Below are 22341 nucleotides of genomic sequence, written 5' to 3'. Positions count from 1 at the left end.
ATCGGGGATTTCTATCGGTTGATCGGCTCACTTTTGATTATCTCCGATCAATTTTCGCTGCATACACTTGATTCACGTGATCCACACGACACGCGGGTATGGCCGGATGAGGTCGCCGCCACAACGGCGAACCGTCGTCGCATTGGGGTCCGAAGCGAAGTTTTGCGACACATCAGTCGACGACAAGCGAGGCGAAGCATGAGCAGCTCAATGGAATCGGTGGCGGAGCACGCGCTACCCAAAACGTCTGTACGGTGGAAGATTTTTCTTATCCTGCTGTTGCTCGTGACGGTGAACTATGTCGACCGCGCGTCGCTGTCGGTGGCGATGCCGCTGCTTGCCAGGGAGTTCTCGCTGACACCGGTCATGCAGGGCTTGATCCTCAGTTCCTTCTTCTGGTCATACACGCTGATGCAGATGCCGGGTGGCATGCTGGTCGACCGTTTCAAGCCACGCCTCGTGCTTGCGCTGTGCACCTTGTTCTGGGGGGGCTTCCAGGGGCTCGCCGCGTTGACGACCAGCGCAGTAGGTTTGCTGTTGACGCGGGTGGGGCTCGGCATAGCTGAGGCGCCCGTGGCAGCAGCAGGGGGCGCGCTGAACGCTTCCTGGCTCACGCAGCACGAGCGTGTTCGCGGTGCCTCGCTGATGGACGGCGGTTCGCCACTGGGGGCCGCGGTGGGCTCGCTGCTGATTGCATGGCTGATCCTGGTCGCGCACTCCTGGCGCGCCGCATTCGCGATCGCCGGTATCGGCACCATTTTGTGTGGCGTCGGCGCGTGGTTCTACATCAAGAATCATCCCCGCGAGCACAGCGGCGTCAATGACGCGGAAGCGGACCATATCGAGCGGGCCCAGGCGAGGGAGTACGCGAAAGAGGCGAAGAACCTGTCGGGGCGGTCAAGGGACTTCTTCAAATACCGCTCGGTACTGCTGATGTTTGTCGGCTTCATGTGTTGCACGACGCTCTACTACGGGCTGTTGACCTGGATGCCGACGTACCTCCACAAGGTGCACGGATTCGACCTGAAGGAGATGGGCAACGCGAGTTTCGTGATTTTCGTCTGCGGATTCATTGGTGAACTCGTGGGCGGCTATATCAGCGACAAATGGCTGGCTAGCGGCGCTGCGCCAAACCTGGTGATGCGCGTGATGTTCGGCATCGCCGGTGTGGTGGCGACGATTTCAGTGTTTTGCGTCGCGTATGCGTCGAGCCCGAAGATGGTCGTGATCCTGCTGTCGGCGACCTTGTTTTTTCTGCGCTGGGGCGGACTGTACTGGTCGATTCCGGCGATGCTCGCCACCCGCAACAAGGTCGGCGCGCTAGGCGGCCTATTGAATTTCGGTGGCAATCTCGGCGGGATGGTGATTCCGATCGTGGTCGGTGCGATCGTCCAATATACCGGCTCGTATTTCCTCGCGTTGATGTGCTTCGCCGCGATGGGGGTAGGGCTCTTCGTCTGCTCAATCGGAATCGACTACGAAACCAAAATTCCGGTCTGAGCGGGTCAGGCAACCACTCAATCATCACAGGAAACACAGCAATGGGATTCAGTCAAATCGAGAATATCGTCGGGCAGACGGTCAGGCGGGATATCAGCCGTATGAAGCGTTTCGCGGAGGGTCAGTTGGAGCGTGCCGCACGCTCGATCATGAGCACGCCTAACGCGCACGTCGGCATCGTCACGGGTTTTTTCATCCGCAATGCGGTTCCGCCGTCGCCGGAGACTGACGGCCTGGGCGGCATGGCGCACGTGGCTGCCGGGCTCGCGAATGCGGGCATACCCGTGACAGTCATCTCGGATGCGCCCTGCAGCAAAGCCGTGTGGGCGATCACCACGGAACTGCCTGAAGGCGTCGCTCTGGAAATCACGTCGGTCAGCAAGGACTCGGTCACGTCGCTCAGGGATCGGCTTGCCGCCGCCGAGCGTCCCATTACGCACCTGATTTCGATCGAGCGGGTGGCTCCCGGCAGCGACGGCAAACCGCATCGCGAGTACGGCGCGGACATGTCCGACGACACTGCGCCGTTGCATCTGTTGTTCGATGACCCCGACTGGCAGCGGCCCTGGGTCACGATTGGCATCGGCGACGGTGGCAACGAAATTGGTATGAGTGTGCTGCCGGAAGAGATTGTCCGCGACGACATCCCGAACGGTTCGCTGATCGGCGCCACGACGCCTACCGATCACCTGGTCGTCGCGGGCGTCTCCAACTGGGGCGGCTGGGGCTTGCTTTCGGCAATGGCGATGGTCGAACCAGGCCGTGCGGCGGGGCTGCTGAAGGATTTCCATCCAGAAAAGGATCGCGCCTACCTGGCTGCGGCCGTGGAGGTTGGACAGGCTGTGGATGACAGCCGCATCGACCGGCCCGCGCGCCCCGTGATGAGCGTCGACAGACTGCCTTGGGAACAGCATGCGGCCGTCCTGACGCGCTTGCGCGGCGTCGTGGATGCGTACATCTCCAGCTTGCCGCCGGTACGCGCCTGTATGGCAACGAATTGAACAAAACCCCAGTTAATTGAATTATGTCGAGCATCTCCGCATCCAGCCTGAAATATCGCCCGGCATGGGCCCGCACCCTGCCAGAAGACATCCAGACACCCTGTTTCGCCGTTTCCGAACAAGGCGTGATTGACAACCTTCATGCGACCGCGCGCGCGTGCGGCGGTGTCGAGCGGCTCATGCCGCATGTGAAAACGCATCGCTCCGGATGGATCGTCAAGCTGCTGCTTGGCGAGGGCGTGCAAGCCTTCAAGGCGGCAACCGCGACCGAAGTCGCCATGGTGCTCGCCGCCGGTGCGCCGAAGGTCGTTTGGGCTTATCCGACGGCTAACAAGGCGAACATGCGCGCCGTGATCGCGGCGGCCAGCGCCTTTCCTTCAGCCTCGGTGGGCGCACTGGTTGATTCGACGGCCGGCCTGTCCGCGTGGAGCGAGGCGCTCGCGGCCAGCGCGAGTCGCCCCGCCAACCTGAAGCTGATCGTCGACCTGGATCCTGGCATGGGACGAACCGGTGTGCCGTTGACCCAAGCCGCACTGGAACTGGCACACGATGTCCAGTCACTTGGTCGCTTCGGCGGCTGGCATGTGTATGACGGTCATATCCAGGGCCCGGACGCAGCAGTTCGACGCAAGCGGATCGGCGAGGTCATGGGGCGTGTTGCCGCGCTGATCGAAAGCGGTGCCACGGCAGGCCTGTGCGCGGAGCTGATTGCTGGCGCGAGCTATAGCTTCGACGTCTGGCCGCCGAGCTTGGCCAGGTACGTGTCGCCCGGGAGCTGGACGTATTCGAGTTCGCAGCACGATACGGAGCTGCCGGAGTTCGGATGGAAACCGAGCGCGTTTGTGCTGGCGACCGTGATCGCCAGAAAAGACAACACAGCGACGCTGGACGCGGGCTCCAAGGCCATCTCCCCCGACAAACCGCTGACCGAGCGTTTTCGGTGGCACGGGAAAATCCTGATGATGAGCGAAGAGCATGTCGTGGTCGAAAACGACGATCTTGAGGTCGGTGAGTGGGTCTTGTTATTGCCCCGCCATGCGTGCACGACCGCCTATCTGTACGACAAGGCGCTGGTGTTAGGACGAGATGAAAAATGGGAGTTCCGGGATCAACTCGGCAGTCGCAGGTAGGCAGTCGATCGGAAAGTGTCCTGTGCTTCCCGGTGCAGAAAACGAGAAGGGAAATGGCGATGGAAAGTGATATCGGCGCAAAACTGCGGGTGATCGACGCCCCCCATATCAAGGCGGGAGGGCATTACTCGTCGGCGATGGTGGCGGGCGGGTTCGTTTTCGTATCGGGGCAGACGCCACGCGACGCGAATAGAAACGTCCTCGGGGATACGATCGAAGAGCAGACAGCCGCCGCGCTGGACAACGTGGGTAAGGTTCTGGCCGCCGCCGGGGCGACGCTGGGAGATATCGTCAAGACTACTATCTACATTGAAGACATGGGATTGTTTAAACGGTGCAATACCGTTTATGCGAAATATTTCCCGAACCACAAACCGGCCCGCACGACGTTGGCGTGTGGGCTTCAGGGCGTATTGATCGAAATCGACGTCGTTGCTTATGTCGGAGCGTGAGGCGTCGCGTGCGTACTCATGTGCCTGATGCGCCTGTTCGCCTGCGCCGCCGGTAAGCCGCCGGCGCGCCGATGACAACGATCACCTGTTGATGACCCGCCGGAAACGTCACCGCTCCAGGGCTGGCTGACGCCGCCGGCCTATGAGGAGGGAGTGATGAAAAGCCCGCGCATTGCCATTCTTGGCTTCGCGATCGAGTCGAACCGGTTTGCGCCGGTTGCCACGCGTGCCGATTTCGTATCGCGTGCTTACCTGCCGGATGCCGCGCTACTCGCTGACGCCAGAAGCGATGCGCCGGTGATGACGCCGGAAATTCCGGCGTTCGTGCGTACGATGGATACGATCCGTCCGTGGACGCCAGTCCCGATCCTCTTTGCCAACGCGGAGTCGGGCGGTCCGGTCGAGCATGAATTCTTCACCGACACGCTGCGCGAGTTCGAACAGCGGTTGCGCGCGGCGTTGCCGCTTGACGCGGTCTATATCTGCGAGCACGGTGCGGCCATCACGACAGAAGAGCACGACCCCGACGGCGTGGTGTTCACGCTCGTGCGCCGCGTGGTCGGACCCGCGGTTCCGATCGTTGCCACGGTCGACCTGCATGCGAACGTGTCGGACCGGATGGTGGACGCGGTCGACACGCTAGTCTCATACCGCCGGAATCCGCATACGGATATGGCCGAGCGCGGCGCCGATGCGGCCCGTATCCTCACTGAACTGGTGGACGGCATGCGCACAGCCGTCGCGCATGTGCGCATGCCCGTCTGCGCGCCGCCGACCCAGTTGCTGACGGCCCCGGGAACCGGGCCGTATGCCGAGATGATCCGGCGCGCCGAAGCACTCGACGATCCGCGCATCGTGAACGTGTCGATTGTCGGTGGGTTTGCGTTTGCGGACACGCCCAAGAATGGCTTGACGGTACTCGTCACCACGCGCGGCGATGCGCCGCTAGCGGCTCAGGTTGCAAACGATCTCGCGTCGTACGCCTGGCGAGAGCGCGCCGCGTTTACGCCGCGGCTCACGCCCGTCGAGGATGCGGTCCGCCTGGCGAAAATAACTGGCGACGATCCATCGCGCGCGCCCTTGCTCCTTGCCGACGTGGCCGACAATCCAGGCGGCGGTGGGCGCGGCAACACCCCGTTCATGCTCAAGGCGCTGCTCGAACACGAAGTTCGCGGTGCGATCCTCGGTGTCGTCACCGACCCCGAGCTGGCGGCAGACGCGCATGCAGCGGGTACCGGGCACGCGTTCCATGCGCGCTTTAATCGTGCCGAAACCACCGCGTATTCGGAACCGTTCGAGGCGCCGGCCCGTGTGTTGCGCCTGCACGCCGGCAAAGGAGTGGGCCGGCGCGGACAGCTTGCCGGCTGCAGCTTCGACCTCGGGCCATCGGCCGCACTGCAACTGGGAGGCGTGACGGTCATCGTCATCAGCAAGCGGCATCAGTGCCATGAGCCGATGTTCTTCGAGATGTTTGGCATCGACATCGCTCGCGCGCGCGTGGTGGTGTTGAAGTCGCGCGGACATTTCAGGGCGGCGTTCGACGAATTCTTTTCTGACGCACAAATCGTCAGTGTCGATGCCCCAGGCCTGACCTCGCCCATCCTGTCGCGCTTTGATTTCACGGGGATGCCGAGACCCGTCGTACCACTGGACAACATTGCAACGTGGATGCCGAAGGCCCGTACCGTCCTGCCGGGGAGCAACGCGATTGGATGATTTTTGCAACCAGAGCGCCGGCCTGCGGCCGCTTGACGCACGGGCTTTGCCGTGCCGTATCCGCACGGCTTGCGCTGACCGTGCCTCATCACACGAGAGGACTGTCACATGAACCATGCCTTGAACGCGGTACGAATCAAACCGCAGATCACCCGGAAAGTCATCTGGCGCCTCGCGCCACTGCTGATTTTGCTCTACGTCGTCAACCAGTTGGATCGAGCGAATGTCGGCTACGCGGCATTGACCATGAATCGCGAACTCGGCATGTCGGTCTCGCAGTTCGGATTTGCCGCGGGCCTCTTCTACGCCGGCTACATTCTCGTTGCCGTGCCGAGCAACCTGATGCTGGCCAGGTTCGGTGCGCGGATCTGGATGACACGTATTCTCGTAACGTGGGGCATTGTCGCGTCGCTGACCGCGTTCGTCGATAGTGCCCACACGCTGTACGTACTACGCTTTCTTCTCGGCGTCGCCGAGTCCGGTTTCTTTCCTGGCATGGTGCTGTATGTCACGTTCTGGCTGCCCCGGCAGGAACGGGTGTGGCTGATGTCGCTGCTGTTTCTCTCGATCCCGCTGTCGAACATGCTCGGCGCGCCGATTTCGACCTTCGTGATGGAGCATGCGCACCTCTTCGGATGGTCCGGCTGGCGCTCGATGTTCTTCATTGAAGGACTGCCGGCGATCGCGCTAGGTGTCGTCACCTTCGTCTTGATGAAGGATCGACCGGACGACGCCGCGTGGTTGACCGCGGACGAGCGCGCAGAACTGAATCGGGCGCTTGCAGTGGAGCGGCAGGAGGCAAACCGCGTGTCGCCGCAAAGCGCGTGGCGTGCGCTGCTGGATCGGCGAGTCCTCACATTCGGGCTGATCTATTTCGGCATCAATATCGGCGTCGTCGCGCTCTCGTTCTTTCTCCCGCAGATAGTGGCCGAATTCTCGCGGATGTTTGCTGTCAAGTATTCCGTGTTCCAGATTGGACTGATGACGGCCATTCCGTTTGCGGTGTCGGCAGTCACCATTTTGCTCTGGGGATACTATGCGCGGCGCACAACTGTCAGCGCGTGGCATGTCGCGATTCCTACCGCGGTGGGCGGCTTATCGTTTGCCGCGGCGCTGTTCATGTCCTCGCCGTACGAGGTGATGGCGGCTTTTACGCTGGGCGCGGTCGGTGTCTATACGCCGCATGCGTCGTTCTGGCAGTTGCCTCCGCGTTATCTCAGCAATGGGGCCGCTGCGGCGGGCATTGGGCTCATCAACACGATTGGCACGCTCGCGGGTTTTCTCGGGCCTTATGCGACCGGCTGGCTGCACGATGTTACCGGCTCCTATCGCGTCCCGATGCTCGGCGTTGCCGCGCTGATGTGCGTGTCTGCAACGACGGTACTGCTCGTCGAACGCACGGGCCGCGTGGCGGCGCCACTGGCGACTGCGCGCTCGCGCAGTATTCCTTGACGCGGGCTGTGCTGCATTTGGGTGTTTCACGAACTACGGTGTCGAGCAAAATGCGAAATGATGCCAGGCTGGTCCTTCTCGACAAACATCAAGTTGAGACCTTGCTGGAACCGGGGCAGGTGGTGGAAGCGGTACGGGAGGCGTTTGCTCTGCATAGCCAGGGCAAGGGCCGCGTCTTCTCCGTGGTCAGGGAGTCGCTGGCGACGGGCGCCGTATTCGGCATCAAGTCGGGCGATGTCCAGTCGCAGGATCTGCTCGGATTCAAGGCAGCGGGGTTTTGGCCGGGAAACCGAAGCTTGGGCGGTGAACCGCACCAGGCCACCATTATGTTGATCAATCCCATTACCGGTCGGCCCGTGTGCCTTATCGACGGTAACGCGATCACGACGATGCGCACAGGTGCTGCTGGTGGCTTGGGCTTGACGCTTCTTGCGCGGGCGGACAGCACACGGCTATGCGTCTTCGGCACGGGCGTACAGGCGCGCGTGCAGGTCAGCTTCGCAATGCGTGTGCTGGAGAGGCTTGCTTCCATTCGATATGTCACCGTCGACGGTCAACGCGATGCTGCGTTTGAAGCGCAATTCATCGGACGCTGCGAAGTCTCGCATGCGTCCGACCGCGACGTCGCGGTCGCCGAGAGCGATGTGGTGATTACGGCGACTCCGGGGTCCGGTCCACTGTTCGACGCACAGGCGGTGCGGCCAGGCACGCATTTCAACTGCGTGGGTGCTGACACCAAAGGCAAGCGCGAACTTCCGGAAGGCTTGCTGAAGCGAGCCCGCCTCTTTGTCGACGACCGAATTCAGGCGCGCCAGATCGGCGAGACTCAATGGGCTCCTGATACAGCCTGCATCGAGATCGGCGATCTGATCACGGGAGTGACCGAGGCAAACCGGCAACCGGACGACGTCACCGTGTTCGACATGACAGGTATTGCGCTGCAGGATCTGACGGTTGCGCGCCTGGTCCACGCGCGCGCCGGCGAAACGGGCACGGGAACCTCGCTGGGGTGGCCCTGGTAGCATCGTCGGTTATCATGTTTTCACGCACCGAAACCCCGCATACACATACTGATAATGCGGCTGAAACCAGTTGCGAAACGCCGGCCGCAACATGCATTGCGCGGTGCGCGCCGAACCGCCTTTGATCACATAATGCTGCCCGTCGAAAAAGTTGGCGGAGTAGCCCGGATAAAACGGAAACGCTTCAAACCCCGGCAGTGCGTCGAACACCGTGGAGGTCCACTCCCAGCCATTGCCGAATTGACCTTCCACTCCGAACGCGCTGACGTTGTCCGGATGCGCGTCGACCGGTTGCGGGTCCCAGCTACGAAAATCGAAATTGCCCGACATCGCATGCGGGGCGCCATGTGCCGCGCGTTGCCATTGTGCTTCACTGGGTAGTGTCTTGCCGGCCCAGCGCGCGTAGGCGCTGGCTTCAGCGTGACTCACGTATGCCGGCCAGTCGAGCGGCAGTGGCACTTCGGCGAACATCGTCCGCAGCATCCACGCGCGGTTCTGATTGCTTCCGGTGTGCTGCGACCAGCAGGCGGGATGCTCGATATGCTCGGCTTCTTTCCAGGCCCAATCCTTGTCCGTCCACCACGTCGGTTCGCGATAGCCGCCTGCCTCGATGAACTCACGAAACGCGCCGTTCGTTACCATATGGCGGTCGATCTCGAACGCCGGTACGTCAACGCGCATTTCGCCGAACTCGTTGTCCCAACCAAAACGCCCACTTTCACGTGACATGCCGAGCACCGTTGCGCCAGCCGGCACGCTGACCATCGACGATAACACCTCACGTGGTTCAGAACGGGTGAGCACCGGTTCGTGCAACCCGGTGACCTTTTGCGCAAGCGGCAACTGATGCAGCATGTACGCGAGCGTTTCAGCATGCATCAGCCGATGCTCAATCGCGACGTTCAGCAACTGGTCGGACGCGTCAACGTGTGCGCCCTTGCGGCCGACATGCGCCGAGTCGCTCAGTGCATCGAGTTCGCGGTCGATCTGCTCGCGGGCGCGCAGCGCGTAGCCGCGCACGGCGTCGAGCGACGGCCAGTCGCCAGGTTGATCGGCCGGAAAGCCGCCGTCGACAGGGTCAATGCCGAAAGCGAAGAGCTGGTCGAGGTGCGGATCGAACGCCGGCAGATCGCACAGACGTTGATCGAAAAGATTACGATCGAAAGCTTCCAGATGGCCGACATAAAACACGATCCGGTGGCGCTCACGGATCGGCCGTTCATACAGAAACTCGGGTTTGACGATGGAAAACAGCGCGTCGGTCACTTGACGCGCGTCGATCAGACGCTGGATGAGCGGGTGATGCGGGGCGGGGTCGCGATTCATTTCGCCAAGTCTCCTTGCGGGGGACGGACTAAAGACTGTACCCGCTCGCAGGAGCCATGCCAAGGCGAAAGCGCGCTAAAAAACAGGTGGGCGAGGACGTGACCGCGCGGGCCAGGTCCTGCGCGTATGACTTACACCTTCTGCAAGCCTTCCAGATCGACGATCCGGATGTGTTTGCCTTGTGTGTCGATCAGGCCGCGCTTTTGAAATCTTGACAGGGTGCGGCTCACGGTTTCGAGCGTCATGCCGAGGTAGCTGCCCATGTCCTCGCGTGTCATGCGCAAGTTGAATTCCGCGGATGAATAGCCGCGTTGCGCGTTGCGCTCCGACACGTCGAGCAGAAATGCCGCCACGCGTTCGTCCGCTGAAAGCGAGCCGAGCACCATCATCTGCCCCGCTTCGCGGACGATCTGTTCACCCAGCAGTTTGTGCAGGCGGTCCTGCATCGAACTGATTTCGCGGCACAGGGACTTGAGGGCGGGGTAGGGGACGATACAAACGGTGCTGTCTTCAAGGGCGATGGCGCTGCATGCATGCACGTCTTCGCTGATGCCGTCGAGACCGAGCGCTTCGCCGGCGAGGCGCAAGCCAGTGACCTGTTCGCGGCCGTCACGGTGCGCCATGACGGTTTTCATGGAGCCGGAACGCACGGCATAAACATTGTCGAAGCGGTCGCCGCTGCGATACAGCGCTTCGCCGCGCTGCACCGAGCGCGCCGTGCAAATGAGCGCTTCGAGTTTCATGAGTTCGTCGGGCGACAGGCCTTGCGGCATGCAGAGCGCCCGCATCGAACAGCTCGAACAGCGCGCGGCGGTGCGCGCGGTGGCCCTCACCGGCGCGGCACGACGGCCGCCACGTGCCGGTGACGAAAGCGGAGTGGAATCGGCAGCGCCGGCGGAGCCAGTAACAGCGGTAGGAGTAAGCATGTTCTGCAGCCATTTGTAAGGGTAATGACTGATTGTCCCACCGCCGATGCCCCCCGTTTAGCGACAAAATGACGCGCTCGCGCAGTTAGGCATCTTGAGCAATGTCACCCTTACGTTGCCGCTTGTGGTTATGGACTGCTATGCATCGCGGCAGAGCGTGCTCTGCTCTGATTTTGGAGATAAGGTTCTGCGCGTGCGGCCTCATGCGGCAAGCACACGCAGTGGCAAGGTGCGTTGCCCCGCGTTCAGGCGTCTTGAGTTGCCTTGCCCGCAGCGGACGGGATCAGCAGGACCGGCAAGCTCGCTTGACGCACGCAGCGCTCTGCGACACTGCCGAGAATCAGGCGCTGAAAACCACGCCGGCCATGCGTGCCCATCACTAGCAGATCGGCGTTGAGGTCGGCGGCCGCTTTTAGCACGACCACCGATACATCGTCGAGCGAGGAAGCTTCGCTCACGGCGAGCTCACCCTTGACGCCTTGTTCCGCCATGGCCTGAGCGAATTCAGCACCGAGTTCCTTGCCTTCTTCGACCAGACGGTTACGCAGAATGGAAGGGTCGTAGCCGGGCGCTTCGAAATACATCGGCGTGTTTTCGACGACGTAGAACGGTTGCAGGACAGCGCCGGTGGATTTCGCAAGCGCGAGCGCTGCTTCGAATGCACGGCGCGAGGTGTGGCTGCCGTCGACCGCTACAAGGATGCGTGTGTACATATCGACTCCGCGTCTGAAGGATTCGGATGCCGCGGCGGTTGCACACGGCCGGGCTCATTGACAATTTATTACCGATGCGAGCTTAAATGATCGCTGAAAAAGATGCATCGCGTCAGGATGTAAATCAAACATTTGTCAAATTTTGCGATAACGGCGCTTTACGCGGCAAGCACCGTGCAGCGGGCGTTTGAGGCGTTCCTGTTAAGCCATGGTGCAACTATCAAATCAAGATAGGGACAGGTTTGCCTTACAATCAGGACCTACTCAGACAAGCTGCTTCAGCACCGCTGATGAACGAGCGCAAAACGACGGGCTTGCCCGACAAGATCTACGGCGACATCCTCAATCGCATTCTTGAAGGCGAGTACAAGGAAGGCGAGCGGCTACCTACCGAGCATGCGTTGGCCGAACGCTTTGCGACGTCACGGCCGACCGTGCGCGAAGCGCTCGCGCGCTTGCGGGCGGACGGGATCATCATGACGCGGCACGGTTCGGGTACCACGGTGGCGCGCCGGCCGGACCCGGATGTGCGCCGTTTCGCACCGCTCGAAACGCTGTCCGACATCCGCCGCTGCTATGAATTTCGCATCGTGACCGAAGCGGGCGCGGCCGAGCAGGCGGCGCTCAAAGCCGACGCCGACGACATCGCCGCGATCCAGCATGCGTGGGACCAGCTGGAACGCATCATCGAAACCCGGGGCATCGGCGCCCAGGACGATTTCATGTTTCATCTGGCGGTGGCGCGCGCTTCGAAGAACCCGTTTTTCATCACGGTCATGTCGTTCATCGAAGAACAGATTCTGTTCAGCATGAACCTGTCTCGAAATCTGTCGCTCGTGAAGACGGTGGAGCGGCAGCGGCTCGTGCAGGACGAACATCTGGCCGTGCTCGAGGCGATCCGCCGCAAAGACGGCCCCGCAGCAGGGAAGGCGATGCGCGCGCATCTTGAGAATGCGCTTGAGCGGATGTTCGGTTCCTGAGCAACCGCAACGTGCCCCCAATCACTTCCAGGTTTCAGGCGGCGGCAGCCATCGGTCCGAACAGGGCGGTGCGAGTCTTCGGACTGACCGCGATATCCAGCGCCACGGCCCGTTCCACGCCGATCTGCAAGGGCGACCCGAGCCGGTTGATGTCGATCCCGGTCTTGCGCAGCAGCCGTTCGATCGGCGTGGTGGTCACCGTGACGTAACGCGTGATGCCCATCCGGTCGGCGAACGTCACGAGCTCGTGAATCGCCTGCATCGTCAGGTCGGCAAAGCCGAACGACTGCTCCTCGCCGCCGGTTTCGATCGCGAACCGGCTCAATTCCCAGATATGCCGCCCGACCGGCGCATCCGCGCCATGCAGCAATTGCGGGAAGGTGTCCTTCAGCATGTTCGGCCCCTCCGTCGGCATCAGGCGCCAACAGCCACGCACCTGCCGGTCATCACCCTGAATCAGCATGTAGTGCGGCCCAAGGGCGTCGTACCCGTCGATCTCCATGCCCGCGATGGTCGGGATGTCCCACCCGAGCCGCCCGTGAAACACCCGAGCCCGCAAGCGGTACATCTCATTGATGTCCGCGTTGTCGAATTCTTGCCGCATTCCAATCCGGATCGCTGTTTGCATGACGTTCTCCTGAACGTGTTGGGGTACCCAATACGCAAGGAAACTTATGCATTTTGAATCGTTTTGCCACCTACCTACCTGGATAGGTGTGCATGCGGATCGGATAACGCAGAATTCGAGATAAGCCTTAGCACTCAACCGACGGGACACAAAAATGGAACTTCTCGAAAACCACTGGCAAGCGCAACCCTCGGTCCAAACCCGCCCGGCAGAGCCGTTTTCGGCGGTGGATCGCGTCCTGATCATTGGCTATCGCAAGAAGAAGAAAGAGAGCCAGCGCCGCTTCTGGGCACGCTTCGGCGTGACGCAGTCGCGTGGCAGCCGGTTCGAATCGGGCGCCGAGATTCCGGCGCCGGTGTCGATCCTGTTGGGCCTCTACTTCACCAAAACCGTCTCCGACGCCGATCTGGGCCGCGCCGAGCGGGTGCTGTACAGCCGCGACGCTGCCGCCTTGCTCAACCCGGGTCAATAAGCCCCAGCTGCGCGGCGATCACGGCCGCCGCGCGCCGCGAATTCACGCCGAATTTCGTCCTGATGTTCTTCATGTGGAAGTTCACCACGGCTTCCGAGCAGCTCAGGATATGGGAGATTTCCCAGGTGGATTTGCCGCGCGCGGTCCATTTCAGGCATTCGCGTTCGCGTGGCGTGAGCTTGGGCAATAAAGTTTGAGTGTGCGTATTCAAATGGCGCTGGCTGGTATCGATCACCAGATCGCGCAATAACACCAGATTTGGCAACGCAACGTTGACATGACGCCAGAACGCGTCGGACGGATTGCTGTCGTTGACGAAACACATCATGCCGGCTTCCTGGTTCGGTCCATGAATCGGCAACGTCACACCGGAGCGCAGGCCATGCGAGCGAGCCTCCTCGTACATCGCCTGCTGTGGTGCGGTCGTAAAAATGTCCGGCGACCAGATCAGCGGCGTGGCCCGCGTCGCGCAATGCGAGACAGTCGGGTCAATGTGCACGAGCCCCTGCTCGTCGTAAGTGCGTCGCCACGTCGGCGCGTAGGTGCTCCGCACATAGGCGTCTTCGAGGCGAATGGTCGGGCGCGGCAGCATGGCGATCAGGATCCTGTCGAACCCCCACGTGTCGGCAAGGCCGGCGATCGCACTGAACCATTCCGCTTCATCTGCGGCGTTCAGTAGCGGAGCCATCTCCTCGATAAAATGTAGCGACAATTTGGTTCTCTCAGACTCGCAAACGTCTCGTTGCGGTTAATTGCGGTACGGCAACCCGGCCGGCTGTTTTTATGTTCACAATCTATCACTAAAAATTATTTTACAGGCCGAGGGCGATTTCTAAAGCATCCGCCCAGCAACGGTTCTGCAAAGAAGCAAACGAGTGACTCCTTATATCGGATATTTTGACCTGATTAACATTCACGGGTCGGTAAAGTGGGTAGTTTTCTCGTAGTAGCGGTTTTGGTGCTTTTGATCGGCAACATTATTGTCAAACCAATTTGAATGACGATGCATGGCGGAATTCAGGGAAAAACGACGCTAATTGCCTAATTGGCAATTCCGCTTTGCCCGCCGCCATTCGTGAACGCCCGCGTGCCGCGCGCTTTCATCATACAAAAGCGAGGCGCCGCATTTTGCCAACTCCGCCCTCGCGTCGACTTTGGCTCATGGCTACGCAGTGACATCCGCGGCCAAGTTGTTTGACAACATTGCGAGCCCGGTGCTACCTTGAACCTCCAGTCCTGGTGCGTTTGAGGCGTCATGACTTCCCCCATCCACTTCCATCATCCAAAGCCTACGCATGACCGACACCAGCCGACGCTATCCCGATCCTTCCATTCGCGTGCTCGATCCGCGCTTCAAGTCGTTGATCCTGGCATCCGCTTCCGTCGAGTGCCTGTATCAGGGCGCACGCTGGTCGGAAGGGCCGGTCTGGTTCGGTGACGGCCGCTATCTGCTGTGGAGCGACATTCCCAACGACCGCATCCTGCGCTGGGACGAAACCAGCGGCGCGGTGACCACGTTTCGCCAGTCGTCGAACAATGCGAACGGCCATACGCGTGACCGCCAGGGCCGCCTCGTCAGCTGCGAGCATCTGACGCGGCGCGTTACGCGCACCGAGTACGACGGCTCGATTACCGTGCTTGCCGACCGCTATCGCGGCAAACGCTTCAATTCGCCGAATGACGTGATCGTGAAGTCGGACGGCTCGATCTGGTTCAGCGATCCGACCTTCGGCATCGACAGCTTTTATGAGGGCGAGCGGCAGGAGTCGGAGTTGCCCGCATGCGTGTACCGCATCGACGGCCAATCCGGCGAAGTGACGATGGTCGCCGACGACGTGCTGGGCCCGAACGGCCTCGCGTTTTCGCCGGACGAGTCGGTGCTGTACATCGTCGAATCGCGTGGTGTGCCGCGCAAGATTCGCGCGTTCGACGTCGACGTCGACGTCGACGTCGGCGGCAATAGCGCTGCGCTGTCGAACAACCGTGTGCTGATCGACGCCGGCCCGGGCACGCCGGACGGCTTTCGCGTCGACACTCACGGCAATCTCTGGTGCGGCTGGGGCATGGGCACCGACGAACTCGACGGTGTGCGCGTCTTCACGCCGCAAGGCGAGCCGATCGGCCATATTGCGTTGCCGGAGCGCTGCGCGAACGTGTGCTTCGGCGGGCGCCATCGCAACCGCTTGTTCATGGCGGCAAGCCACGGATTGTATTCGCTGTATGTGAATACGCAGGGCGTCCAGGGCGGGTGAGTACGCGAGGCGTGCGCGCAGCCTGAATGCGCAGCCTAAGCGCGGGTTGCCTGACAAACTGCTGCGCCACCCGCTTCTCGACTCCGGGTTTGCCCTTGGATAAAACACGTAAGCTGTTGAATCACAAAGATTCAATGCAAAAATAGCCCGTTTCCTGAGCAAAGCGCCGTGGCAAGCATTTGCTTGACATCGGCAGTTCCGCTTCGCTATGTTCCATTGGTAGAGAGACACCGCCAGCAGCGCATCTGATCGGCGGACTTCCATACTAAGAAGCGAGGAGACGCAATGACTGTTTCAGGCAGGTTGGCGCTCAGGGTGGTGTCTATATGTCTCGCGGCTAGCACCGCATTGGCATCCGCCGCACACGCGGCCGATCCGGTAACGCTCAATATCGTCGACGTGGCCGGCGATCTTCAACTCACACAGAAGGGTTTCGAGGCCTTCAAGGCGAAGTACCCGAATCTTGTCGCCAATCTCACCTTCACTAACGCGCCCGCCCCGCAGCTGCCCGGCAAGATCAAGGCGATGCAGGCCGCCGGCCGCTCCGATATCGATCTCGTCCTGACCGGCACGGACGCACTGGCCGCCGGCATCGAACAGAATCTCTGGATGAAACTGTTGCCGGACAATGCGGCGGCGTTTCCCGGCGTGCTCGACAAATACGCGCCCAGTCCGCGCAAGATGCAGGACCTCGCACAAGGCTTCGGTCTCGAAGTCGCGTATATGCCGGCGGGTCCGCTGCTCGAATACAACCCCGCGAAAGTCAGCGATCCACCCAGGACACCTGAGCAACTCCTGCAATGGTGCAAGGCGCATCCGGACAAGCTGATCTACGCGCGGCCGGCGAACTCCGGTCCGGGGCGCACGTTTCTGATGGGCTTGCCTTACGTGCTCGGCGACAAGGATCCGCAAGATCCGATTCACGGCTGGGACAAGACGTGGGCCTTCCTCAAGCAACTGAATGATTGCATTCCTTACTATCCGGGCGGTACGTCGGCGGTGATGAAGGAGCTCGGTGAGGGCTCGCGCGACATGACCGTGACCGTCACCGGCTGGGACATCAATCCGCGCGCGCTCGGCATCGTGCCAGCGGAATTCCGCGTGCAGGCATTCGATAACATGACGTGGGTGAACGACGCGCACTACATGGTGATTCCGAACGGCGTGCCGAAGGAAAAGCTCGATGTGCTCTACAAGCTGATGAACTTCATGCTCGAACCGGCGCAGCAGGCCATGACCTATGACGACGGTTATTTCTATCCCGGTCCGGCGATCAAGGGCGTGAGCATCGAGCAGGCGCCCGCGCACAGTCAGGATGTGCTGAAGAAATACGGCCGGCCGGAGTATGCGAAGCTGCTGGCCGAGCGTCCGCATGTTTTGCCGCTGAATGCGGCTGCAATGGTCGCGGCCTTCAAGAAGTGGGACAGCGACATCGGCGCGCAGAAGACCAAGTAGTCGCTGAATGAGTCCGTGCACTCGTTCGTTCGGTCCGTCGAGATTCGTGTGTCATGCGCGCAGGAAACCGCCATGAAGCTTCACGCGCATCCGTTCTATTGGCCCGCCGAGACTCGTGCGTCACGCGTATCAGGAAATCGCCATGAAGCATCACTTTGAACAGTTGCGGCTCGATTCGGTGAGCCGCAGTTTCACGAATGCGGAAGGCCAGGCGGTCGCGGCGTTGCAAGGACTCGATCTGAATATCCAGCGTGGCGAGTTCATTGCGTTGCTTGGACCGTCGGGTTGCGGCAAAACGACGGCGCTCAATTGCATCGCCGGGTTGCAACCGCTGAGCGGCGGCGGCATCTGGCTTGACGATAAACGCATCGACGTGCTGCCGCCGGAAAAGCGCGGCTTCGGCATGGTGTTCCAGAACTACGCGCTGTTTCCGCACATGAGCGTGCTCGATAACGTCGGTTTCGGATTGAAGATGCGTGGGGTCGGCAAGAGCGAAGCCATGCGCCGTGCGCGTGAAGCGTTGCAGCTCGTGCAACTGGTCGGGCATGACCGCAAGCTGCCCGGACAACTGTCGGGCGGTCAGCAGCAGCGCGTGGCGATTGCGCGGGCGATCGTCATCGAACCCCCGCTGATCCTGATGGACGAACCGCTGTCGAATCTCGATACGAAGCTGCGCATCGAAATGCGCGCTGAGATTCGCCGCATCCATAGCCAGCTCGAACGCGCGACGCTCTACGTGACGCACGATCAGGACGAAGCGCTGTCCATGGCCGATCGCATCGTCGTGATGAAAGAAGGGGTGGTGCAGCAAGTCGGCACGCCGAAAGAGGTGTATACGCGGCCGCAGAATTTGCATGTCGCGCGGTTCATGGGCTACCGCAACGTGGCTGAATTCGCGCTCGAAGGCACGCAGGGCGACGGGGTTGCGGTGAGCGCGAACGGCGTGCGGTTGATCGGCACGCCGATGGCCGGTTTCAACAGCAAGCGCGTGAGCGTCGCGTTGCGCCCAGAGGATATGGAGCGTGCAGCACCTGGCGCGGAAAACGCCTTCGACGCGCAGGTAACAACAGTGGAATACGGCGGCCACGATTCACTGCTGCGAGTGAAGACCGCGTTTGGCGACTTGTGGGCACGGATCGCGGGCGATTTCGTAGAGGGTGAACGCATCAGTCTGCGCGTGCCGCCGTCACGCACGCTAGTCTATGACGGAGAGGCTGCATGAACACGCCCACGCTGTCGCCGCCACGCGTGCCGATTGCGCCGCGCGACGCCAAAGCGTGGCTGGTCGCGCCGGCTTTGATCTTCATCGTCGCGTTGTTCATCTATCCGTTTGCGTATGGTTTGGTGCTATCGTTCCGGCCGATGAACGGCGGCGGCCTGTGGGCCAACTATCTGACGTTCTTCACGGATACGTCGATGTGGCCGACCATTCTCGTCACGCTCAAGCTCGCGGTGCCCGCGACGCTGATCAACGTCGGCGTGTCGGTTCCCGTGGCGTTCGCGCTGCGGCGCAATTCGCCCTATCAGAAACTCGTTACGACGCTGCTGGTAATTCCCGTCACGCTCGGCACCGTACTGATCGCCGACGGCATGCTCACGTACTTCGGCCCGAACGGCTGGTTTCCACAGGCGTTGCAAGGCCTGCATCTCTACACCGATGAAGTGCGTCTGACGCATAACTTCTGGGGCGTGCTGATCTCGCTGATCGTATCGGGTTTCCCGTTTGCGTTTCTGCTGACGCTCTCGTACGTGACCGGCATCGATCCGACGCTCGCGAGTGCTGCGGCTACGCTCGGCGCGAGCCCGTGGCAGCAGTTCCGTCGCATCTATCTGCCGCTGCTGATGCCCGGTTTAACGATGGCCGCGTGTTTATCGTTCGTGCAGGCGTTCTCGGTGTTTCCATCCGCGGTGCTGCTGGGTGCGCCTGCCGGCCCGACGCGCGTCATGTCGATTGCCGCCGCCGAAGCCGCGTTCGAAAGCTACGACTATTCGCTTGCTTCCGCGATCGCGATGGTGATGGGCTTCGTTCAACTGCTGGTGGTTGCCGCCATGCTCGGCGCGCGCCGCTTCTTCTACCGCGGTCCGGTGACGGGAGGCAAAGGCTGATGGCGAGCGATCACCACGCGGCGCATCCTTCGTGGTCCGCGTCGAACGACAACAACGACGGCGCCCAGCAACCCAGCAAGCGCGTGAAGCAGCGCGCCAGTGTGCCGGGGCGGATCTGGCACGTACTGGTGTGGGGCGCGATGGTGTTCTTTCTCGTCAACGTGGTGTTGCTGATCGCGACCGTCGCGGTGAATTCGGTGGCGACCCGCTGGTTCGGCACCTTGCTGCCGCAAGGCTTTACGCTGCATTGGTACGCGCAGGCGTGGAGCGATTTCCAGTTGGCCAGCGTGTTGTGGGTCACCGTCGAAGTGGTCGGCGCGGTCGTGGTGTTGTCGGTTGTGCTCGGTGTGCCCGCGGCGTATGCGCTCGCTCGCGTGCAGTTTCCCGGCAAGCGCATGGCGATGCTGATTTTCCTGTTGCCCTTGATGGTGCCGCCCGTGACGTACGGCATTCCGATGGCGACCGTGATGTATAAGGTCGGCCTTGCCGGCACGCTGGGCGGCGTGATTCTTGCGAATCTCGTGCCGGCGCTGCCGTTCGTGATCCTCGTGATGACGCCGTTCATCGAGCAGATCGATCCCAATCTCGAAGCGGCGGCGCGCATTTTCGGCGCGAACACGTTTCGCTATTTCCGCTACGTGCTGCTGCCCTTGCTGGTGCCCGGCATGCTGGCGGCGGGGCTGCTGGTGCTGGTGCGCACCATTGGCATGTTCGAGCTTACCTTCTTCACCGCGGGTCCCGCGACGCAAACGCTGGTGGTCGCCTTGTACTACGCTGTATTTTCGACCGGCGTGCGCGCACCGCAATCGATCGACGCGATGGCGATGATCTACATGGCGATCACGCTGATCTGGGTGCTGATCGCGCTGCAATTCGTCAGCCCGACGCAGATCGTATCGCGCGTGAAAGAGCAGAAGCGCTAAAGCACTGAGGCACTGAGGCACGCCCCGAAGGAAGTCCCCTCGGTGGATTGGCGGATTGCGGGATTGGGGGGCGGCGAAAGACATCGTGGAGCAGCCGTTGACGACGCGCTCGACATCGACGAAAACTGCGTCATCGTGCTTCAGCATGCAGGGCCGGTGGGCGCTCCGGGTATGCCCGAGTGGGGGCAACTACCGATCCTGCGGAAGTTGCTGCAAAGGGGCGTGCGCGATATGGTGCGTATATCGGATGAAACCGGCGAGCCGGAGATTCACTGAGTTTTCTGAGGGCCGTCGAGAGAGTCGTGAAGCTGCCGTAGAGCGGCGACACGCGTGAGAGGGGGGCGCGATGCGGCTGGACCGCATCGCGTGACCTTGCTTGATACCCCGCGCTTAATACCCCACGCGATACACACGGCCCGTTTGCGCGCCTTCCACACTGCGCAGGTAGGCCTGCGCCGCACGATCGGCGCTCACCGGCTCAAAGCCGCGGAAGTAGGGCCCAAAAGCCTCGAGCGATTCGGTCAGTACCGTCGGGCTCACCACGTTGATGCGAATGCCGCGCGGCAATTCGATCGCGGCGCCGCGTACGAAACCTTCGAGGGCCAGATTGACGGTGGTTGCGTTCGCGCCTTCGCGAATCGGCTCGTCGCCGACAATGCCGCTCGTCAGCGTAAACGAGCCGCCGTCGTTCACGTACCGCTGGGCGCCCAACACCACGTTGATCTGACCCATCAGCTTGTCGCGCAGGCCGACCCAGAACTGCTCGACGCTCATCTCCAGCAGCGGGCCGAAATGCAGCTTGCCGGTGGTGGTGACGACGCCGTCGACCTTGCCGATTTCGCTAAAGAGTCGCTCGATGCTGGCCGGGTCGGTGCTGTCGACGCGAAACTGACCGCGCGTCGCGCCCACTTCGATGACTTCATGGCGCGCTTTCAACGCCGCGCTCACTGCCTGGCCGACCGTACCGGTCGCGCCTATCACAACGATCTTTTTCATCTGCTGCTCCGTTTTAGTTTTGGACGTGCAGTCGATTGTGTCGGCATTCGGCGGGCGGAAAAAGCCTGTTCGGCTCGCAGGTCCTGCAACCCTGAGTTTCTAATCCGTGACGAAATGCGCACCGTCATTCAAACGGTGCGCACTTTGGAATTGCCTGATTAATCGGTGCAAGCGGCGCAATTCAAACGAATACGCGCAGCGCGAATAGTTATTTCGCCCGATGTAATTCGATCACGCGAGTGGGCCGCAGGTGATTGAGGGCGTAATGAATGCGGCCACGTTCGCGACGGGCGCGAATCGAGCGCGGGTCGTCGAACAGATCCTCTTCTGACTCGGCGCCCTGCGGCTCGACCATGCCTTTGTCGATGACCGTGTAGCCCGGTTCGAGCGCCAGCAGCAGATGATTGCCGCCAACCCGGCTGTCGAAGCCGGCCATGCCGTCGTGAGCCTCGGGCACGCTGTTGATGAGGGTCGCGTTGGTCGTCGTGATCTCGTCGGGCGAGATCGCGCTGTAGCCGGCTATGCGGGCGGCTTCGAGATTTTTGCCGTCGGTGTCGACCGTGCTGTCGTGGGTGCGGTCGTTATGCAGTTCCGCCGTGCGCGGGCTGGTGGCACCCTGTTTTTTGCTGGCGTCTGCTGGCTTGTTGATATCGCTGTTCATCATGCATTCTCCATTGAAGAGACATGGTTGAAGTGCAGCAAAACCCGTTCCGCCTCGCACACCGTCTTTGTGCGCGTGAGTTGTACTGCGCTTGCGCCGCAGTTGCCTCGCAGTTAGGTAAGCGGGCATTTTCACCTGGCGATTGCGTCCGGGATTCCTTTCGTTTTTTTTTAATGGACGCCTATTTTCTACAGAGTATGATCTTACTCCGACGAGCGAAGCGCGGTTAAATTGACGACATGCGTCCGGCTGTTTTTACGTGGCCGACAACGAACAGACGCGCGCTACTCAAAACATCCTACGGGGCCGTCAGGGCGGGTGACACATGCACTTTGATGCTGCATTCACACATCGCGGCTATTTGCTGAATTGCGAGCCGGCGCGCGCGCGCGATGGTACTTGGCAACCTTATGTGGTCATCTCCCGTTCGAGCGACGGCGAACTGGTCGCCAACCGTTTTTTCCCCACTGACTTGCGTTTTCCTGACGAAGCCACCGCCATCGCGCACGCGCGCGACTGGGCGGTGCGCTGGATCGATGCGAGCAGCGTAACCATCTGAAGCGTATCCGGCATGCGCGGGCCGCCATACCGCGCAGCCGTGCGGCGCTGCGCGGGCCACGGCAAAACGCG

22 protein-coding genes and 1 pseudogene are annotated in these 22341 nt (G+C 61.4%); 16 read left to right on the top strand and 7 right to left on the bottom strand.

Annotated features, from left to right (window positions below; all coding sequences use genetic code 11):
- The first annotated feature begins 198 nt into the window (after positions 1 to 198).
- The 7 genes from GNZ12_RS08845 (at position 199) to GNZ12_RS08815 (ending at position 8273) form a co-directional block, all read left to right on the top strand.
- On the top strand, positions 199 to 1500 hold the full coding sequence (locus GNZ12_RS08845) for an MFS transporter (protein ID WP_172309977.1): 1302 nt from the start codon (positions 199 to 201) through the stop codon (positions 1498 to 1500).
- A 41-nt stretch (positions 1501 to 1541) separates the two neighbouring features.
- Positions 1542 to 2501, top strand: coding sequence for a glutamate cyclase domain-containing protein (locus GNZ12_RS08840; protein WP_172309976.1), 960 nt, complete (start codon positions 1542 to 1544; stop codon positions 2499 to 2501).
- A gap of 125 nt (positions 2502 to 2626) precedes the next feature.
- Positions 2627 to 3631 carry an alanine racemase gene (locus tag GNZ12_RS08835; RefSeq protein WP_328805966.1) on the top strand — a complete coding sequence of 335 codons (1005 nt, stop codon included), beginning with the start codon at positions 2627 to 2629 and terminating at the stop codon, positions 3629 to 3631.
- A 53-nt stretch (positions 3632 to 3684) separates the two neighbouring features.
- On the top strand, positions 3685 to 4083 hold the full coding sequence (locus GNZ12_RS08830) for a RidA family protein (protein WP_172309974.1): 399 nt from the start codon (positions 3685 to 3687) through the stop codon (positions 4081 to 4083).
- A 156-nt stretch (positions 4084 to 4239) separates the two neighbouring features.
- Positions 4240 to 5799 (top strand): M81 family metallopeptidase, encoded by a 1560-nt coding sequence (locus tag GNZ12_RS08825; protein ID WP_172309973.1) that lies wholly within the window; start codon positions 4240 to 4242, stop codon positions 5797 to 5799.
- 108 nt (positions 5800 to 5907) lie between these two features.
- A complete protein-coding gene (locus GNZ12_RS08820) occupies positions 5908 to 7251 on the top strand; it encodes an MFS transporter (RefSeq protein WP_172309972.1) in 1344 nt (447 codons plus the stop codon).
- Positions 7252 to 7301: 50 nt separating this feature from the next.
- Positions 7302 to 8273: an ornithine cyclodeaminase family protein gene (locus GNZ12_RS08815; protein ID WP_172309989.1), complete on the top strand. Its 972-nt coding sequence runs from the start codon at positions 7302 to 7304 to the stop codon at positions 8271 to 8273.
- Positions 8274 to 8285: 12 nt separating this feature from the next.
- On the opposite strand, the gene GNZ12_RS08810 is transcribed toward GNZ12_RS08815, so the two are convergent.
- From GNZ12_RS08810 to GNZ12_RS08800, 3 genes are all read right to left on the bottom strand, one after another.
- Positions 8286 to 9599: an SUMF1/EgtB/PvdO family nonheme iron enzyme gene (locus tag GNZ12_RS08810; protein ID WP_172309971.1), complete on the bottom strand. Its 1314-nt coding sequence runs from the start codon at positions 9597 to 9599 to the stop codon at positions 8286 to 8288.
- A 131-nt stretch (positions 9600 to 9730) separates the two neighbouring features.
- Positions 9731 to 10525 (bottom strand): helix-turn-helix domain-containing protein, encoded by a 795-nt coding sequence (locus GNZ12_RS08805; RefSeq protein WP_235993646.1) that lies wholly within the window; start codon positions 10523 to 10525, stop codon positions 9731 to 9733.
- Between the two features lie 245 nt (positions 10526 to 10770).
- Entirely contained in the window at positions 10771 to 11238 is a 468-nt protein-coding gene (locus tag GNZ12_RS08800) for a universal stress protein (RefSeq protein ID WP_172309970.1), read from the bottom strand.
- Positions 11239 to 11528: 290 nt separating this feature from the next.
- Here GNZ12_RS08800 and GNZ12_RS08795 point away from each other — a divergent pair, with 290 nt between their 5' ends.
- The gene (locus GNZ12_RS08795; RefSeq protein ID WP_074286459.1) at positions 11529 to 12218 is read left to right on the top strand and encodes a FadR/GntR family transcriptional regulator; all 690 of its coding nucleotides are present in this window, start codon (positions 11529 to 11531) and stop codon (positions 12216 to 12218) included.
- A 34-nt stretch (positions 12219 to 12252) separates the two neighbouring features.
- Here the strand turns inward: GNZ12_RS08795 and GNZ12_RS08790 are convergent, their stop codons facing one another.
- Entirely contained in the window at positions 12253 to 12846 is a 594-nt protein-coding gene (locus tag GNZ12_RS08790) for an acyl-homoserine-lactone synthase (protein WP_172309969.1), read from the bottom strand.
- 154 nt (positions 12847 to 13000) lie between these two features.
- Between GNZ12_RS08790 and GNZ12_RS08785 the strand changes: the two genes are divergently transcribed.
- A complete protein-coding gene (locus GNZ12_RS08785; protein WP_172309968.1) occupies positions 13001 to 13318 on the top strand; it encodes a helix-turn-helix domain-containing protein in 318 nt (105 codons plus the stop codon).
- Here GNZ12_RS08785 and GNZ12_RS08780 read toward each other — a convergent pair.
- Complete coding sequence (locus tag GNZ12_RS08780; protein ID WP_172309987.1) at positions 13302 to 14006, bottom strand: helix-turn-helix transcriptional regulator; 705 nt, start codon at positions 14004 to 14006, stop codon at positions 13302 to 13304. The genes GNZ12_RS08785 and GNZ12_RS08780 overlap by 17 nt on opposite strands.
- Before the next feature lie 607 nt (positions 14007 to 14613).
- Here GNZ12_RS08780 and GNZ12_RS08775 point away from each other — a divergent pair.
- The 6 genes and pseudogenes from GNZ12_RS08775 to GNZ12_RS08750 form a co-directional block, all read left to right on the top strand.
- Positions 14614 to 15570: an SMP-30/gluconolactonase/LRE family protein gene (locus GNZ12_RS08775; protein WP_172309967.1), complete on the top strand. Its 957-nt coding sequence runs from the start codon at positions 14614 to 14616 to the stop codon at positions 15568 to 15570.
- A gap of 285 nt (positions 15571 to 15855) precedes the next feature.
- Positions 15856 to 17025 (top strand): extracellular solute-binding protein, encoded by a 1170-nt coding sequence (locus tag GNZ12_RS08770; protein ID WP_172309966.1) that lies wholly within the window; start codon positions 15856 to 15858, stop codon positions 17023 to 17025.
- A 142-nt stretch (positions 17026 to 17167) separates the two neighbouring features.
- A complete protein-coding gene (locus GNZ12_RS08765) occupies positions 17168 to 18247 on the top strand; it encodes an ABC transporter ATP-binding protein (RefSeq protein ID WP_172309965.1) in 1080 nt (359 codons plus the stop codon).
- Entirely contained in the window at positions 18244 to 19131 is an 888-nt protein-coding gene (locus tag GNZ12_RS08760; RefSeq protein WP_172309964.1) for an ABC transporter permease, read from the top strand. The genes GNZ12_RS08765 and GNZ12_RS08760 overlap by 4 nt, the downstream gene beginning before the upstream one ends.
- Positions 19131 to 20054: an ABC transporter permease gene (locus GNZ12_RS08755; RefSeq protein WP_172309963.1), complete on the top strand. Its 924-nt coding sequence runs from the start codon at positions 19131 to 19133 to the stop codon at positions 20052 to 20054. Before GNZ12_RS08760 ends, GNZ12_RS08755 begins: the two co-directional genes overlap by 1 nt.
- A 99-nt stretch (positions 20055 to 20153) precedes the next feature.
- A pseudogene (locus GNZ12_RS08750) lies at positions 20154 to 20303 on the top strand (hypothetical protein); the annotation flags it as partial.
- Positions 20304 to 20444: 141 nt separating this feature from the next.
- Here the strand turns inward: GNZ12_RS08750 and GNZ12_RS08745 are convergent.
- Positions 20445 to 21050, bottom strand: a complete 606-nt coding sequence (locus GNZ12_RS08745; protein ID WP_172309962.1) for a short chain dehydrogenase — start codon at positions 21048 to 21050, stop codon at positions 20445 to 20447.
- Positions 21051 to 21258: 208 nt separating this feature from the next.
- Positions 21259 to 21711, bottom strand: coding sequence for a DUF3005 domain-containing protein (locus GNZ12_RS08740; RefSeq protein WP_172309986.1), 453 nt, complete (start codon positions 21709 to 21711; stop codon positions 21259 to 21261).
- 325 nt (positions 21712 to 22036) lie between these two features.
- On the opposite strand from GNZ12_RS08740, the gene GNZ12_RS08735 reads away from it, so the two are divergent.
- Positions 22037 to 22270 carry a hypothetical protein gene (locus tag GNZ12_RS08735; RefSeq protein WP_172309961.1) on the top strand — a complete coding sequence of 78 codons (234 nt, stop codon included), beginning with the start codon at positions 22037 to 22039 and terminating at the stop codon, positions 22268 to 22270.
- Positions 22271 to 22341 lie beyond the last annotated feature (71 nt).

The sequence above is a fragment of the Paraburkholderia solitsugae genome, from assembly GCF_013177695.1.
Lineage (GTDB): Bacteria > Pseudomonadota > Gammaproteobacteria > Burkholderiales > Burkholderiaceae > Paraburkholderia > Paraburkholderia solitsugae.
The sequence above is the reverse complement of the archived record's forward strand: the minus strand, read 5'-3'. Positions and strand labels throughout refer to the sequence as shown.